14 protein-coding genes are annotated in these 16,680 nt (G+C 53.6%); 5 read left to right on the top strand and 9 right to left on the bottom strand.

Features of this window, described 5'->3' with window-relative positions:
- Window positions 1–9: 9 nt before the first annotated feature.
- Window positions 10–750 carry a sulfite exporter TauE/SafE family protein gene (locus AC13CY_RS14525; RefSeq protein ID WP_159343353.1) on the top strand — a complete coding sequence of 247 codons (741 nt, stop codon included), beginning with the start codon at window positions 10–12 and terminating at the stop codon, window positions 748–750.
- 155 nt (window positions 751–905) lie between these two features.
- Window positions 906–1,280 carry a hypothetical protein gene (locus tag AC13CY_RS14520; protein WP_062375653.1) on the top strand — a complete coding sequence of 125 codons (375 nt, stop codon included), beginning with the start codon at window positions 906–908 and terminating at the stop codon, window positions 1,278–1,280.
- Between the two features lie 22 nt (window positions 1,281–1,302).
- Here the strand turns inward: AC13CY_RS14520 and AC13CY_RS14515 are convergent, their stop codons facing one another.
- From AC13CY_RS14515 to AC13CY_RS14490, 6 genes are all read right to left on the bottom strand, one after another.
- Window positions 1,303–2,772, bottom strand: coding sequence for a type I restriction-modification system subunit M (locus tag AC13CY_RS14515; RefSeq protein WP_483052692.1), 1,470 nt, complete (start codon window positions 2,770–2,772; stop codon window positions 1,303–1,305).
- A complete protein-coding gene (locus AC13CY_RS14510) occupies window positions 2,772–4,301 on the bottom strand; it encodes a Fic family protein (protein WP_483052691.1) in 1,530 nt (509 codons plus the stop codon). Before AC13CY_RS14510 ends, AC13CY_RS14515 begins: the two co-directional genes overlap by 1 nt.
- 117 nt (window positions 4,302–4,418) lie before the next feature.
- Complete coding sequence (locus AC13CY_RS14505; RefSeq protein WP_483052690.1) at window positions 4,419–5,198, bottom strand: HNH endonuclease; 780 nt, start codon at window positions 5,196–5,198, stop codon at window positions 4,419–4,421.
- Window positions 5,195–6,826: an AAA family ATPase gene (locus AC13CY_RS14500; RefSeq protein ID WP_483052689.1), complete on the bottom strand. Its 1,632-nt coding sequence runs from the start codon at window positions 6,824–6,826 to the stop codon at window positions 5,195–5,197. The genes AC13CY_RS14505 and AC13CY_RS14500 overlap by 4 nt, the downstream gene beginning before the upstream one ends.
- Window positions 6,827–8,662, bottom strand: coding sequence for a restriction endonuclease subunit S (locus AC13CY_RS14495; protein ID WP_483052688.1), 1,836 nt, complete (start codon window positions 8,660–8,662; stop codon window positions 6,827–6,829). It abuts the gene before it with no gap.
- The gene (locus tag AC13CY_RS14490) at window positions 8,659–11,409 is read right to left on the bottom strand and encodes a type I restriction endonuclease subunit R (RefSeq protein WP_483052687.1); all 2,751 of its coding nucleotides are present in this window, start codon (window positions 11,407–11,409) and stop codon (window positions 8,659–8,661) included. Before AC13CY_RS14490 ends, AC13CY_RS14495 begins: the two co-directional genes overlap by 4 nt.
- 261 nt (window positions 11,410–11,670) lie before the next feature.
- Between AC13CY_RS14490 and AC13CY_RS14485 the strand changes: the two genes are divergently transcribed.
- The 3 genes from AC13CY_RS14485 to AC13CY_RS14475 all read left to right on the top strand — a co-directional run bounded on the left by AC13CY_RS14485 (window position 11,671) and on the right by AC13CY_RS14475 (window position 13,764).
- A complete protein-coding gene (locus tag AC13CY_RS14485; protein WP_044630182.1) occupies window positions 11,671–12,789 on the top strand; it encodes an alkene reductase in 1,119 nt (372 codons plus the stop codon).
- A 166-nt stretch (window positions 12,790–12,955) separates the two neighbouring features.
- The gene (locus AC13CY_RS14480; RefSeq protein ID WP_197746064.1) at window positions 12,956–13,132 is read left to right on the top strand and encodes a hypothetical protein; all 177 of its coding nucleotides are present in this window, start codon (window positions 12,956–12,958) and stop codon (window positions 13,130–13,132) included.
- A gap of 35 nt (window positions 13,133–13,167) precedes the next feature.
- Complete coding sequence (locus AC13CY_RS14475; RefSeq protein ID WP_483052686.1) at window positions 13,168–13,764, top strand: cell division protein ZipA C-terminal FtsZ-binding domain-containing protein; 597 nt, start codon at window positions 13,168–13,170, stop codon at window positions 13,762–13,764.
- 1 nt (window position 13,765) lies between these two features.
- On the opposite strand, the gene AC13CY_RS14470 is transcribed toward AC13CY_RS14475, so the two are convergent.
- The 3 genes from AC13CY_RS14470 to AC13CY_RS14460 all read right to left on the bottom strand — a co-directional run bounded on the left by AC13CY_RS14470 (window position 13,766) and on the right by AC13CY_RS14460 (window position 16,535).
- Entirely contained in the window at window positions 13,766–15,352 is a 1,587-nt protein-coding gene (locus AC13CY_RS14470) for an ABC-F family ATPase (protein WP_483052685.1), read from the bottom strand.
- A 98-nt stretch (window positions 15,353–15,450) separates the two neighbouring features.
- A complete protein-coding gene (locus tag AC13CY_RS14465) occupies window positions 15,451–16,329 on the bottom strand; it encodes a sirohydrochlorin chelatase (protein WP_483052684.1) in 879 nt (292 codons plus the stop codon).
- Window positions 16,330–16,355: 26 nt separating this feature from the next.
- On the bottom strand, window positions 16,356–16,535 hold the full coding sequence (locus AC13CY_RS14460; RefSeq protein ID WP_483052683.1) for a hypothetical protein: 180 nt from the start codon (window positions 16,533–16,535) through the stop codon (window positions 16,356–16,358).
- Between the last annotated feature and the right edge of the window lie 145 nt (window positions 16,536–16,680).

The following is a 16,680-nucleotide window of genomic DNA, read 5'->3' as shown; positions in this document are numbered from 1 at the left end:
GCGTCTTTCATGACACTGTTAATGGGATTCGCCTTTGTCGGCGTGGTGTTTTTCACTTCCATGCTCTCCGGCGTATTTGGTATGGCGGGCGGGCTGGTGTTGCTGTGGTTCCTGCTGGTGATATTCCCCGCCAGTACTGCCATGGCCGTGCATGGCGTTATCCAGTTAACGTCCAATGCCTCTCGGGCGTGGCTGTCGCGGCGCTTTATTGTTTGGCGCATTGTGGCACTGATGGCGCTGGGCGTGCTCAGCGCGGCTGGGCTTCTGCTGCTGTTTAACTACACGCCCAATGCGGCCACTGTTTCTTTATTGATCGGGCTGCTGCCTATTTTGGTATGGACGCCCAAGCACTGGTTCCAGCTAGACGCTCATCGCGCCAGCCACGCGTTTTGCTGCGGCATCGCCTCTGGCGGCCTCACGATTGCCGCCGGGGTCTCCGGCCCGCTGATCGATATCTTCTTTGTGCGCTCGCAGATGGACCGCCGCCAAGTCGTCGCTACCAAGGCCATGATTCAAGTGGTCGCCCACTCCATCAAAATCCTCTTCTACTTAGGTGCCGCCCTTGCGCTCAGCGTGGGTGAGTGGAGCATCGTGCTACTGGCCGCCCCGTTTGCCATGCTGGGCACCCAAACCGGCACACGGATTCTGCACCGCCTGACCGACGCCAACTTCCGCACCTGGACCCGCTGGATCGTCACCGGCATTGGGGTGTTCTACTTCCTGCAGGGGGTGTACCTGCTCAGCCGCTAAGCGTTGGCGGTACCACCACTCCTCATTCGTTCATAGCCTGTAATTGACACCGCGATTGAGTAAGGCTATCTTCTCCAAAAGATGCAAATGAGAAACACTCTCTTTTTAGCCAGCACATTGGTAGATAAAGAGCCGTTGAGGTAAAGGGACGTCACATGACCAGTGAACAGCGCCAGCTTCGTCAAACCCTGCTGTTTTTACGCACATCGTTTGAAGCCGTTCAGCACTCGATTGCCGGACGGCTAGAAGATCCGCTGCCCTGCTGGCTAGACACCAGCATGCTCTCAATGCTCTCCCGAGAGCTGACCCGCTGCTGCCAGCAGGCCAAGCCGCTGTTCGCGCCTGCGGTCGTGGAGCAGCTATTCATCGCCTCCCAACAGTGCGACCTGCTGCTCAAACAGTGTCCCGGCGTACTCAGCAGCGCCGTCTGCCACCGCCAACTCAGCGCGATCATGCTGCCGCTCACCAGCGCCATTAGCCAAATCGATACGCCGGTTAAGCGTCGCTGGCCTTGGGCGAAATGGAAGTAACTCACCTCTGACCAGTTACCTTCTATTCGTTCACAGTTTCGAAGCTTGCCAACGCTGAGCGCAGGTTTTCCATAATCTCCTCTGCTAATACCTCAGGCTCTGGCAAATTTTCCAGATCCGTCATTGAGGCATCGCGAAGCCAGAAGATATCAAGGCTCGCTTTATCTCTCGCCAATAACTCTTCTCGATCAAAAGCGCGCCACCGTCCAGCTGACGTTTCTTCGCTCCAGGTGGGCGTTCGTTCATGGCGATTGCTGGTGTGGTAACAGGCAATAAAATCTTCTAAATGAGTGTAGGTAAGAGGCTTCTGCTTCAGCGTGTGATGCACATTGGTTCGGTAATCGTAATACCAGACCTTGGAAGTTTGCGGGTCAGGGCTAGCAGGACGGTTATCGAAGAAAAGAACGTTCGCCTTAACCCCCTGCGCGTAGAAAATACCGGTCGGTAACCGCAAAATGGTGTGCAGATCTGTGGTTTGAAGTAGCTTGCGGCGAATCGTTTCGCCTGCACCGCCTTCAAACAGCACGTTATCAGGCACCACAACGGCTGCTCTACCCGTCGTTTTTAGCATCGTACGAATGTGCTGAACAAAATTAAGCTGCTTGTTCGAGGTGGACGCCCAGAAATCCTGACGATTGTAGTTGAGCTCCTCAGATGTCTGCTCGCCTTCGGCATTGGTGAAACTCATTGAGCTTTTCTTGCCGAATGGTGGGTTCGCCAATACGTAATCAAAGGTTTCATCAGATGGTGATACTAGTGCATCGGCGGGAGATACCAGCGATTCGCCGGTAATTTCACCGATCCCATGCAAGAACATGTTCATCAGGCAGAGCCTACGAGTGCCCGCAACAATTTCGTTACCAAAAAAGGTCGAGTGTTTGAGAAAGCTCTTCTGATCCTTGTCCAGGGCATAATTTTCAGAGTTAGTCAGGAAGTCATGAGCTGCCAGAAAAAAGCCACCGGTGCCACATGCGGGATCGGCGATTGTTTTGCCAGGCTCAGGGCGAACGCATTCCACTATCGCGCGAATCAAAGCACGAGGAGTGAAATATTGGCCCGCTCCAGACTTGGTATCTTCGGCATTGCGTTCCAGCAGGCCTTCATAGATATCGCCCTTCACATCAGCGCCTAACATCACCCACTTCGTGCCGTCCACCATATCGATCAGACGGTACAGCTTGGCTGGGTCAGTGATCTTATTTTGCGCCTTGGTAAATATCTGACCCAGCATGCCTCTCTGTTCGCCCAACTTGCGCAGCAGAGTGACGTAATGCACTTCTAATTCTGCGCCGCGCAAGCGTGTCAGGCTCGCCCAGTCGTATCCTTCGGGAATGCCCACATGGCGATTGTAAGGCGGCTTGGCGTATTCATCCGCCATCTTGAGGAAGATAAGATAGGTCAGCTGTTCCAAATAATCGCCATAGCCCACACCGTCGTCGCGCAGCGTGGTGCAAAAACTCCAGACCTTGGAAATAATGGGGGCGGTATTCATTAATGCGTATCCTTGGTGGCCAGCACTCGCTGGCCTAAAACGGTTAAGCGGTACTTTTGCAGACGACTACGAGGTTTGTCAGGGATTGTCATCTCGATTAACCCCTGCTGAATGGCGATTTGCTGATAGTGTTCTCTGAAATGCTTTTCATCTTGCAGCCCCAAGGCTGCCATTAAATCCACTCTACCCATTTCACCCTCGAACACTCCAAGCAATCGTAACATTTCGGGGGTGACTTCGGGGGTGACTTCGGCCACTGCCTCCATATTCACCAAAAATCCTTCGTGAACAGGCAAACGAATTAAGAAGTAGCTGCGTTCATTGTCAGTTTCGAAAACTGGATCTGGAGAACCGTTCGATTTCATCACGCGAAGAATCTTTGGCACACCTGTTGAACGGCCTTCGGTTAAATCCAGCTCTTTTAAAAACTCGCCAATGCGCCGATTGCGGTAACGGCGGCTGACGGCTTTACCTGCCTGCAGGTCTTGCAAGCGGATAGAGCGGTCTGGCCCTGGGAAGCTCAGTACCATCAGCTCTTGACCATCAATACGTATTTCAATGGGTTCACGAATTTCATAGGAACGATGGTAAACCGCATTCACCACCGCCTCTTCAATGGCAGCCAGCGGAAAATTCCAGAAACGCTCAGCCTGAGGACGATCAGCGTGTTTGGTTACGCCTTCTTTTAAATAGTTGCGATTGATGTAGTCCAAGGCATCGCGAGTGATGTGGCCCAGCGGCCCCTTGAACACTTTTTCTTCAAAATGGTCGCCACCTGCACCATCCGGAAAATACACAACATCTATTTGAGTAGCGGGAAAAAATCGCTCGGGTTGCTCATTAAAAAACAGTAAACCGACATTTTTGGGAAAAGCCATCTCGCTTGGCCCACCGACCACATTCATTCGGCGACCCAGGGTTTCAATATCCAGTTCGCGGGCTTCGACCGCCAATTCGCTTCCAATGTCGTGCAGAAAATCACGCATCAAGTAGGGTGAAAGGTCACTTAAACCGGCGGTTTGACGATAACGATCATCAAAAGGCACGGTGGCTGCCAAACTGAGCAGCTCTCGTTCATCCTGCCCCGAGGCCTTTACGGTGCTGGTATGTTTACGCAGGTAATAGGCCCAATCACTCTTCTTGCCGAAGCTAGTTTTGGCCTTATAAGGACGTGTTTCTCCACCTGGCGCCCACAGCACCAGAATGGTTTTACCCTGAATATCATAGGTAGCGGTTAACGGATGATAATGCGGCGCAATGGCCGAGTGCCCCAGATTTAACAGCTCTTTTTGAATGGCATCGATTTGTTCAGGTAACAGACCAGCAGGCGGCAACTGAGGCTGGCCGTTTTCTTCAGCAACGCCCACCAACACATAACCGCCACCCAAGTTGTGAAAGTCATTAGCGAAGGCACATAAGGTATGCAGGATAGCCTCAGGGTTCCAGCCTTCCTTATACTCGATACGCTCGCTTTCCACCGTGCGGTGATGGAGCAAGTCATCGATGTTAATGGGGAGTTTGTTATTCATCGGCCACCTTAAAAAAGGTCAGATAATTATAATTACTTAGCTTACGCCATCGTTATGCAAGGTTAGAGCCAGAGCTTCTGACGTTAGAAATGATGGAGCGAGTGTTCGTTATCTCTCCTAAGCAGCCGCCAAAATTTGCTCGACAAGAGGTTTATTCCTATAGGCTTGCAGAACTCGTTTGGAAAATGCTGAGAGTTCAGCACGTTGATCCAACCGTCGTTTAAGATCTCGGATAGCCGACGAGTATGCCTGCCGTGCTGTGATATCACCATTCGTGAAACGTTTCATCGAAGCTTCGGCCTCTATAATCTTCTCTTGAATTTCAATTGCCGTCTGTCTTCTTGCTTCCTGCAAGTCAGAGTGATTTAAGTGGTATGCTTCAATCGAAGTTACAGCCCTCATTCTTTGAGGGTCCGTCTCAATTTCACTCTTTGGCACCGTTGCTCCGTCAGTGCGATAATCCAGTGCATCTGGATCAGCTGCGTTGCAAGGGTCAAGTAGAAGAGGTAGCTCATTATCAGACTCTTCGGGGCAAGTTGCACGTACACAACCTTCAAAAAGCGGGAAATCCGCTCCTTTCCCACCGACTTCACCTGTCTTCTGATCCGTTCTACGGCTATTGCAAAAAGTACACGCGAAGCGAAAATTATCAAATCTGTAAGCAGCCCATTTGTATTTTGATTTCGGGCGATAGTGATCTACAGTGCCATCTGAGCGTATATCTTTCATTTCACAGTAGTAGCACTTATCGTAAGAGGCTTGTTTGAGGCTTTTTTTGCATTCTCGCCAAATATGTGAATGCTTATCAATATTCTCGTCACCACCCTCCTGCGCCGATATAACCTTATCGGCGAACCCTTCAGGGGGTGCAATAAAAGCAATATCAATAAACCTCATGACTCCCCCTCATCTTCCATATTTTTTAAAGCTTCTAAAACTAAGCGGCGAGTTTCATCAGGATCTAATACTTCTGCACTCTCATCACTCTCCTTCCTTTTAAGAGAGCTTTTCTCAGCGCGAGCCTTCAAATACTCTGTATAGACTGGGTCGCGCATTTGGTAACGGAAACCCAAAGTTTCCAGCTTGCTAGTTGTATCTTCAAGCTCAGCTTTTTCTCTCTCGCTCAGTTGACTTTTAACAGACAAAACTCTTTGTATTTCAAGCAACTTCTGGGTAGTAGTGTCGACGGCAGCATTTAAACCAAACATCTCGCTCGTTATAACACCAGCATATCCCATCCCAATGGGATCAACATCAGGCTCCTGAGCCGAAATACTCAAAGTCTCATCATCACGTTTCAGTATCTGTACTTGCTCTTTTCGCAACTCTGCAACCGCAATAGGGTTATGTGTTGCAAGAAGGACATGGCTAGACTGATTTTTATCGTTCTCGTCCTTGAGGAAATCTCGGATATGTTGGATATATTCAACACTCCAGCGCGGATTAAGGTGGGTATCTGGTTCGTCCAGCAGAAACAGGCTGGCTTCTGCGGATGTAAACTGAAGAAGACCAAGAACGGTTAACAACTGCTGTTCACCTTCACTTAGCTCACGAAATGTGACAGAACCATCGTTCTTTTTCAGTTTTACTCTGATCCTTACCTCGTCAATCAATCCTGAAACGTGCGTACTCTCCAAGTCTCGGAAAAATTCAGCAGATGACTTACCTTGAGCCAGCTCTCGAAGGGCATCGATATCCTTAGCAAACAGGTAAAGATATTCAAGCTCTCTAGAACGCCTAACATCATATAACTCACGTCGCTTAACGCGAATCGGCGCTAATGAAATATCATATAATTTGGCAAGAAAGTCTCGCACAATGCCCTTAGAGTTCCAAAAACGAGCATCTCCCCCAGACGCATTTTTGTTGTACCAATAAGGCTGCTTGAGCACGAATAGAACAGATTCAATCCCCCCTTCTTCAAGGCCCAATTGCTTTTGCAGAAATTCGTCTGTCTGCTTCTTGTTATTAACAATAAACGAAAGCAGCACAAAATTGCTGTGCACAGGCTCAGCGAAAAACATACGCTTTAGCCCTGGATCAAGGTTCTTAATCAGCTTGTCATCGTAGCTTTTAAGATATTTTCGAAACACTTCCCTCATCCGCTCGCTTTCACCCGAGTAGTAACCAAACAGAAAGCGCGGAAGATACTTGGAGTCTTCACCAACCAGCTTAGCCCGGCTGATCAACTCACCTTTCAGATCTTCGAAGAGAGCTCCAACCGGATAAGGCTCGGGCTGGTCATCTTTACTTATTGTTTTTGCTCGATAAGGACTCTTTTTTTCTGGATCCGCATCAACGAATACCCATCGGCCACGGATTTCATAAGCGATCCGATATTGGAATGATGGAAACCGCTCACCCATCAACAGATCTCGGAAAATGATGGTCAGGGCTTCCAGCACGTTGGACTTGCCGGTGCCATTACGCCCGATCAGTACAGTGATTAGATGGTCTTGAGAAAAGTTAATCGTCAAATCGCTAAGATTCTTATAATTATCTAACCAAAGCCAGTCGATACGCATTTAGCTCACCTCAGCTTTAGCGAGCCTTAACCAGTCTTCATCACCTCGACGTTCTACCTTGATCGTTTCATCCTTATTCTGCAGATGCTCCTTGAGCTGACGATAGAACGCCTCGACATCATCAGAAGATGCCCCATCGAAAACGCCCAATTCTTGAGCGGCTTTAGACGCCGAGATCCAACCATTTTGTTTTTTTAGCACTTCAATCAAGTTGGTCAATGTTGGCCTCCTTACCTTCATTTTCGGTTTTCGTGATGCAGTGGTCTTGCGTTCGAGCTTAGTAGCCCGCTCTTTCTCTGCTTTTTCGACCTTGATTCGCGTTAGCAGCTCACTAGCAGGTTCATCCGTAGGATCTTGAGAAACGAGTTGACCAGAAAATGCCTTCTTTAGAATAGACTGCCGCAGGGCGGCTGCACGTGCGAGGCCCGCATTGATCTCGGCTTCTAAGGCATCGGCGGCCTCAAACTTTTCGTCCAAGAGGCTAACAATCTCGGCATGTTCGCTGGGGGAGCAAACTGGGACTGGCAGTGCCTTCAGAACGGACTTGTTGATTGAGGCCAAATTTGTCGTCTGTTTACCACCTGCTTCAAAGTAGTCGCGGCCATAGCTGTTGCCCCACTGAGAAACGAACAATGACCAACTCCTGTCATGACGAAACGGTGTTGCCCGGAAAACATGGTTTTGTGTTATGCAGATTTCGACTTGATCTTCCCAAATCCAACCGCGCCCCAATTTGTCACGGTCTCCTCCCTCATTAAACAAGATGTCCCAGGTTCGAAGAGACAGCGTTTTTAGTTGTGACTGCTCCACCGGCATCGTCTTTATTTCTGCAAGGTTTAGCCGACCACGTTGGACATTGGCGACTCGCAGATAAGGAGTTTCAATGGGATTCTCAGGTTTGCGCGCTTTACTGACAGACATACCTGACCCAATATGCGCGATGTCATTCAAGCGTACATAGATCCAATCCGTTGGCAACTTCGGTAATACTAGGCGTTCTGCATCGGTCAGTTCGGTGCTGGACTTGTATGCCTCGAGTTTCCGCGGTTTCGGCCCTTTAGATCCTTCGCTTTCCCATTCGGCTATATCTTCTAGCCAACGTTCAAGTTCTTGCTCGTGCCATTTGCCGCGCTCTTCTTCCAGCATAGCAAGCAGCGCTTCAGGGTCTTCCAACTTATCAGCGTTTTTTTCACGCCAATCAGCGGTAAGGCGCCCTTCAAAAGCGGCTTTCAACAGTGATTGGTGGTAGAGACCCAGGGTGTTTTTTGCCGCTTGTAGACTCTCAACGCCCTTATCAATCTCGTCGTAAAGCGTTTCTATTTTTTCGACTATGCGACGTTGTTCATTTATGGGAGGAATCGGAATAGCGATGTTAGCAAGATTACCGCGTGAAATACGTTTGCGAGTCGACCCAGACTGCAAGGCGGAAATCTTACCGCGAACCTCCGGTGAATTGATTGCCCTCATAAGGTAGCGTGGCTCTATTGAAGCGCTGCCCAGCCTAATGACACAAATATCAACAACAGTGACGAATCTTTCTTCTCCATCAAAGGGAAAAATGCAGCATCGACCCAGAGGGTCAGGCATCCGTGCAACCAGTAGATCGCCTTTTTCGAGAAAGGTACAGTTAAGTTCCTCTGCCTTCTCGCGGGTCAAAAAGCGTGATGATTTGTTGACGAAATGGCTATCAGCAATGTCCGCCAACTGGATTAAGCGCACCAGGCCATTGGGATCTTGATCTTTACTCTCGACCCAGTCGCCATCCGTAAAAATACCGTCGTGCGCAATTAGTTCACAAAGAGGGGCTTCGGCCCATCCATTCGGCAAATCCGTCATGCCGAGAGCGCCTTATTAATTTCAGTCATCATATCGTCCATATTATCGCCAAAGAGGGCGTACATTTGCCCCAGGCCACCCCGGCTGTCAAACGGGGCCATATCGAGGTCGTCGCGTTCAATGGTAAATGAGGTGGCGAGGTGGTCGCGGATCATACGTAGCCACTCCATCTGTTCTTCAGTGAATTTGTCGCCGTGACCTGCGTGGCGGTTCAACACCCAGTTCTGGAAGTTGCGCCGCACCCGCTCAGAGTGTGGCGTCAGCGTCGCGTCCAGCCCCGTTACCCGGCGAATGAGCGCCACTAGCGCGGTAAGGTCGCTGGCAGGATTGCTGCCTTTGTACTCATCCAAGTGTGCATAGGCCTGCCACACGGCCAGTGGTGCCAACCGCGGGCGATCATTGGTAAGCTTCTTCAGCACGTCCTTGAACATCGCGTAGGTGACTTCTGAGCGGCGAGCGGGGGTGTTGAAATAGATGGTCAGCGCCTCTATCTGATCGCGGTTTTCATCAAGATACGCCTCGAACTCCTGGGTGATTTGTTGTGCGTTTTCCGCCACACTGCCAGCCCATTCGGTGCGCAGCAGTGTATCAAGATTTTCGTGGTCGATGGTCTGTTCGTTATCGCGACGAACGGTATCCATTAACTTAATCAGCGGGCCGGTGAATATGTTGGCCGCCTGTTTGATGCGCGCTTCCCGAGCTGTTTGCATGGCAGCATCATCAGGCTCCGGGTAGCCAGCGGCTTTGGCATCGGCCTCTACTTTGTCGGGGTCGATGGCATTGAATAAGTCACTCACAATAGCGGTAAGCGAAGTGCCTGCTTCCGCAGTAATTTTCTGATGGTCGTCAGCGCTTAACTTGTGATCGAGCCTCGCCAGTCGAGCTGCTAGCGAACTCACCGTCTCTTCGGAACGATCGCCCATCATCAGCCCCATGGCGAGATCTTTAAACGGGATAGAGGGCTTGGAATCTAAAGGCTGACTGGCGGTTTTAAGTGATTTTGTCACACCTACCGCATCCACAATCACATAGTGGGTTTTGGCTTGAGCGGAAGGCGACACCTTTTGAAGATCATCGGCTTTCATCACACGGGTGCCACGCCCTTTCATCTGCTCGAAGTAGTTTTTCGATTTTACGTCGCGCATGAACAGCAAGCATTCAAGCGGCTTTACATCGGTGCCGGTGGCAATCATATCTACGGTCACCGCGATGCGCGGGTAGTAGTCATTGCGGAAGGCCGAGAGCGAAGATTTCGGATTCTTTGCGCCGTTGGTGATCTTGCGACAGAAGTCGTTGCCTTCGTTAAACTCCTGGCGGACGGTTTGGATGATATCGTCGGCATGGCTATCCGTTTTGGCAAAGATCAGCGTTTTAGGCAGTTCCTTGCGGCCAGGGAATATCTCGGGCCACTTATCGTGGAAAGCACGAATTACGGTGCGGATCTGATCAGGGTTAACGACAGAACGGTCGAGCTGGGTCGCTGCGTAGGCTAGCTCGTCGTCCTGGGTTTCCCAGCGTTTAGCGCGGGTATCGCGTTGGCGTTTTTCGATCAATTGTTCCGGCTTGAGCGTTTCACCCTTCTGAGTGATTTCCGTCTCGATCAGATAGACGTCGTTGCCCACGTTAACCTTGTCAGCAACGGCATTTTCATGGGTGTATTCGCTAACTACATTTTTCTGAAAGAAGCCGTAAGTGCGGTTATCCGGCGTCGCGGTGAGGCCAATCAGGTAGGAATCAAAATACTCAATCACCTGACGCCATAAGTTGTAGATAGAGCGGTGGCATTCGTCGATGACGACAACATCGAAGTATTCCGGTGGCAGCTTAGGGTTGTAAACAACCGGCACCGGCTCCTTGGGTCGCCATGTGTGTTCAGCGGGATGCTCTTCTTCCGCCCCTTCGCTTAATTCTTCACCCTTGAGTGTGGCGTACATGCGCTGGATCGTCGAGATTACAACCTGGTTATCGCTTGCGATAGAAGGCGAGTTGAGCCGTTGAACGTTATAAAGCTCAGTGAATTTGCGGTTGTCATCGTTGGGGATGAACGCCATAAATTCTTGCTCGGCCTGTTCGCCCAGGTTCTTGGTATCAACCAGAAATAGAATGCGGCGCGCTCCCGCATGTTTTAGCAGTCGGTACGCCTGAGTGATGGCGGTGAATGTTTTGCCTGACCCTGTCGCCATCTGTACAAGTGCACGGGGTTTGTCTGCCTTGAGTGAAGCTTCTAGGTTGGTAATGGCCGTAATCTGACAGTCGCGCAAACCTTCATGATTGAGCGAAGGAAGCGAGGCAAGGCCAGAGCGAAAAGAGTGTGGAGCTTGTAACCATACGCTCAGCGTTTCTGGCCGATGAAAGCTAAACACTTCTCGTGAACGAGGTACCGGGTCTTGAGTACTGGTAAAGCGTGTCACCTGCCCCGTGCACTCGTAGATAAAAGGAAGTGACTCATTGAGCGTCACCCATTTTAACTTGGCATTGGCATAACCTGCCGACTGCTCTTCCACCGAGGTTAGCCACGCACCCCAGCTATCGGGCTTGGCTTCGATAATGCCAACCGCTTGCCGATCAACAAACAGTACATAGTCGGCTGGGCCAATCGACGTCTGATACTCGCGTACGGCGATGCCCAAACCCGCATTAAAATCGAGTGTATCCTTATCTTGAACGTGCCAACCGCATGCCCGCAAGCGCTTATCTATCTTGTCCCGAGCCGCTTGCTCGGGCGTTTGGTTGCCGTCATAGCGCACGCGTTAGCCCCTATCATGTTTAAGTTAACCTCATGATGTAGAACGGTGCTGGCAAATGCAATTCTGCGATGAAAGACCTCACCAGAGTCACTCTCCACCGCCTTGCCCCCTCCTCAACCCCGCCTCATTTACTCGGCGGGGTTTTGTTTTGCTCGTCCGCCCCCATTAACTAGGGCATAGCATCGTTGTTGGCGCTCACTAGTAAACTGGTCTATTCTGTTTGCCACGATGATACCCACTGCTGCAAAGGAGTTTTTCCCTATGGCGTACGAGACGCTGTTTACCCCCACCACGCTAGGTAGTTTGACCATTCCTAACCGCGTCATCATGGCGCCGCTGACCCGTTCGCGCACGCCGGATAGCGTGCCGGGTAAAATGCAGGAAGCCTATTACGGCCAGCGTGCCGGTGCGGGCCTGATCATTAGCGAAGCCACCAACATTTCTCCCACTGCCCGTGGTTATGTGTACACGCCCGGCATTTGGACCGACGAGCAGGAAGCAGGCTGGAAAGGCGTCGTGAATGCGGTTCACGCCAAGGGTGGCCGTATTGCGCTGCAGCTGTGGCATGTGGGCCGCGTTTCCCATGAGATGGTGCAGCCGAACGGCCAGCAGCCGGTAGCTCCCAGCGCGCTGAAAGGTGAAGGCGCTCAGTGCTTTGTTGAATTCGAAGACGGCACCGCTGGTCAGCACCCCACCAGCACGCCGCGTGCGCTGGAAACCAACGAGATTCCTGGCATCGTGGATGATTACCGCCAAGCGGCCATCCGTGCCAAGCGCGCCGGGTTCGATATGGTCGAAGTCCACGCTGCCAACGCTTACCTGTTGAACCAGTTCCTGGCCACCGGCACCAATAAGCGCACCGACCAGTACGGCGGTTCGCTGGAAAACCGTGCCCGATTCCCGCTGGAAGTGGTCGATGCGGTCGTGGAAGTGTTTGGTGCTGAGCGTGTCGGCATCCGTATGACGCCGTTCATCGAGCTGTTCGGCTTGACCGACGACGAACCGGAAGCGATGGCGTTCTACATGGCCGAAGAGCTTTCCAAGCGCGGCCTGGCCTACCTGCACCTGAACGAGCCCAACTGGGCAGGTGGCGATATCACTTTTCCCGATGGTTTCCGCGAGCAGATGCGCGAGCGCTTCAGCGGCAGCCTGATCTACTGCGGCAACTACGACGCCGAGCGTGCCGAAGCGCGCATCAAGGAAAACACCGCCGATGCCGTGGCCTTTGGCCGCCCCTACATCGCCAACCCCGATTTGCCGGAACGCTTCCGTGTGAACGCCCCGCTCACCGAGCCGAACCATGAAACGTTCTATGGCGGCGATGAGAAGGGCTACACCGATTATCCTTTCCTGAATAACGGTTACGACCGTATCGGCTAAACGTTTCAGGCCAACGCGTGCTCAGGGTTTCCCCACTTGGGGGAACCCTGAAGCATGAAAAGCATCACTCAGGTGGTGCTTTTTTATGCCTTGAGCGCGTGAAACACTGTTAATCTGTTGATTCTATCGTTTTAACGCGATATCCCTACTGCTGGATAGGTCGCTCATGTTCGGCTCTTTGCTGGCGCTGCTCGTCTCGCTACTGCTGGTGGGAGCCGCCGCCATGACAGGGCACGCTTTCGCCCCCGACGGCTGGCGGGTCTACATGACCGAAGATGCGCCTCTGCGCGGTGCCAGCCTGGCCGTCTATGGCGCTCAATGCTTCCATCTGGCGGTTGAATAGCGCCTAGGCGTTAACGGACAACAGGGATTCACTCCATGGATATGACTTCTCTTCCCGTACTGCTGGCTTTCGCCTCCTTGTTACTGGGCGTGGTGGCCGCGTTGATCTTCATCTACGTCGTCATGCCCAAGCGGCGGCGTGCCAGGGAAAAAGCCGTAGAGCCCAACCCCGCCGTGGCCAAGGACACCACGCCCCCGCCCGCTGAAGAGCCTCCGCCGCCGCCGTCAACCAAACGAACCGGCAAGGTAAAACAGCATTCGCTGTTCGTCATCTTCAATCAGCCGGATGCCTCGACCGATGCCCGACTGACCGAGTGGCTGAGGGAAAAAGGCGCCCATTACGACGCGATCAAGAAGGTGTTTTTGATCGACGGCCAGCAGGCATCTAACCCGATTACCGTGGCCAACGCCTTCCCGCCTGGGGAAATGCCCGACCTGCTGCGCGGGGAAACCCACGAGCCTATTCGGGGGGTTAGCCTGCTGGTGAAGCCACCGCTGCATAAACGCCGCAATCAGCAGATGCACGTGTATGTAGAGCTCGCCAAAGAGATGAACGAGACCTTCAGCGGCGACATGCTGGACGCTGACCGAGAACCGGCCAGCGAATCCACTTACGCGCAGATCATCGGCTGACTCAGATCACGCCCTGGCTGCGCAGGTAGTCGTCGTAGCTGCCGCTGAAGTCGACGATGCCCTCCGGCTGCATGTCGATGATGCGCGTGGCCAGGCTGGAGACGAACTCGCGGTCGTGGCTGACGAACAGCAGCGTGCCGGGGTAGTTCTCCAGCGCCAGGTTGAGCGCCTCGATGGACTCCATATCCAAGTGGTTGGTGGGCTCGTCCATCAGCAGCACATTGGGGTTGGTGAGCGTTAGCTTACCGAACAGCATCCGCCCCTGCTCGCCCCCAGAGATCACCTTCACCGACTTGTTGATGTCGTCGCTGGAGAACAGCATGCGGCCCAGCGCGCCGCGTACTACTTGCTCGCCGCCTTTGGTCCACTGGCCCATCCACTCAAACAGCGTGGCGTCGTTGGCGAAGTCATCGGCGTGGTCTTGGGCAAAGATGCCTAGCTCGGCGGCGTCGGTCCACTTCACTTCACCGGCGTCTGGGCGTAGATCTCCGCCCAGGGTTTTCAGCAGGGTGGTTTTGCCAATGCCGTTGGGGCCGATAATGGCAATCCGCTCGCCCGCTTCCACGGTCATGGAAAAACGCTTGAACAGCGGTTCGCCGTCGTAGCCTTTGGTAATGGCATCAACGTTTACCGCGTTGCGGTGGATCTTCTTGTTCTGGTCGAAACGAATGAACGGACTGACGCGACTGGAGGGCTTGATGTCTTCCAGCTTGATCTTGTCGATCTGGCGCGCCCGGGAGGTGGCCTGCTTGGCCTTGGAGGCGTTCGCCGAGAAGCGGCTGACGAACTGCTGAAGCTCGGCAATTTGCGCTTTTTTCTTGGCGTTGTCGGCATGCTGACGCTCACGGGCAGCGGTGGCGGCCGTCATGTAGTCGTCGTAGTTACCGGGGAACAGGGTGATCTCGCCGTAATCCAGGTCGGCCATGTGGGTGCAGACGCTGTTCAGGAAGTGGCGGTCGTGGGAAATGATCACCATGGTGCTGCTGCGCGCTTTCAGAATATCTTCCAGCCAGCGGATGGTATTGATGTCCAGGTGGTTGGTGGGCTCGTCGAGCAGCAGTACGTCCGGGTCGGAGAACAGTGCCTGGGCCAGCAGCACGCGCAGCTTCCAGCCGGGGGCGACTTCGCTCATGGGGCCGACGTGCTGTTCGATGGGAATACCCAGGCCCAGCAGCAGCTCGCCCGCGCGGGACTCGGCGGTGTAGCCATCCAGCTCGGCATACTGCACTTCCAGGTCGGCCACGGCCATGCCGTCTTCTTCGCTCATCTCGGCCAGCGAGTAGATCCGCTCACGCTCGGCGGCCACTTTCCACAGCTCCGCGTTGCCCATGATGACGGTGTCGATCACCCGCTCGTTCTCATAGGCAAACTGGTCCTGACGCAGCTTGCCCAGCCGGGTGCTGCTATCCAGCATCACCTGGCCTGAAGAGGGCTCCAGCTCGCCGCCGAGGATTTTCATGAAGGTAGACTTGCCGCAGCCGTTGGCGCCAATCAAGCCGTAGCGATGGCCGTTATTGAACTTGACGGAGACATTTTCGAACAGGGGCTTGGCCCCGAACTGCATGGTGATATTGGCGGTTGCGATCAAGATAGAGACCCTGGTTGGCGACATAGCCCTGATGGAGGAGCGACATGCGTGCAAAAGCACGCGATTCTACGCGCCTTTGGGCCACGTTACATCTCCCCTCAAGGCTTCTGCTCACCGTCTTTTACCGTCTGCGCGGGCATGTCGAGCAGAAAACGTTCACCATCAATCGCTTGGCGAAGTCGCGTGGCCAGGATGTCGACAATCGCAGGGTGCTCGCCCACCAGCGCCGTCGGCCGCACCCGCAGGCCTGGGTGACGCTGTTCAGCGGCAGCGCAAATCTCGGCAATGTCACCGCCTTCACCGGCATGACGGCCTGGGGAGAGAAACAGCATCGCCAGCACCACGTGGCCGCTGCTGAATTCGGGAGTATCCAGCAGGTGCTCCAACAGCGGCTCGTTAAAGCGGTACTCGTCGCCGTCACGTCGCTCCATAGAGGCCGCCGCCACGCAGCGCACGTCGTCGCCCAACAGCACGCTCAATTGCCCCGCTAAGCGGTTACGCACGGCGGTAACGTCGGGGATGGGGCTGCCGTGGTCCACCAGCGCGACCTTGGCAGCACCTTGTCCAGGCAGCTGCGCACGTACGTTATCGGCCAACAGCTGTGCCAAGCGCAGGTCGTTACTCCCAAGTTCATCCACCAGCGGCTGAGCAACCCGCACCGACACGTTAGGAAAACGCGCCTGCAACGCGGCCATACGCTCCGGCAAGTACCCCGTTAGCGCTTTACTGGGGCCGAAGAAAAACGGCAGCACGATAATCTCGGTGGCGCCCGCCTCGGCGCTGCGTTCGGCAGCGGGGCCTAACGTAATGGCGGGAATGCCATCGACCTCTTCAGCGGGGATTTTATTGGAGTGCAACAGCGAGGCCGCCTGAACAGTCTCTCCTAGCGTCTCGCTCAACGCTGCCGCCACGCGGCGCAGATTATGGGTCGCCTGAGGCCGCAGAGAGCCGTTATCGACCAGAAAAATAGCGCGCATCGCGTTCATCCTTTTCAATCGGAGCGTTAATGAGCCGCCAGTACGTCTGCCACCACCCCGGGAATGGCCGCGTGGCGACACAGGTCGAGCACATAGCGGTCGCGGGCGTAGAGGCCATCGCTGCTCAGTGAGAGGTAGCCTAGACGGTCGTCGTGATGCACATCCACGCCCGCGTCATAGAGCACTACGTCTGGCTGGTAAATCAATCGTTTGACATCCTCCCCTCCCTCAGCTTGCGCTGCCGCCTTGCGGCGGAAAGGAAGGGGATTCCCAGGTCGTTACCTTCCTGGTTCCTGCTTCGATGTTCGTTGCCTTCAATGCCTTGGCACTGCTGGTCTTACACAAACTCCA

Source organism: Vreelandella sp. L-15 (assembly GCF_056857635.1).
The sequence above is the reverse complement of the archived record's forward strand: the minus strand, read 5'-3'. Positions and strand labels throughout refer to the sequence as shown.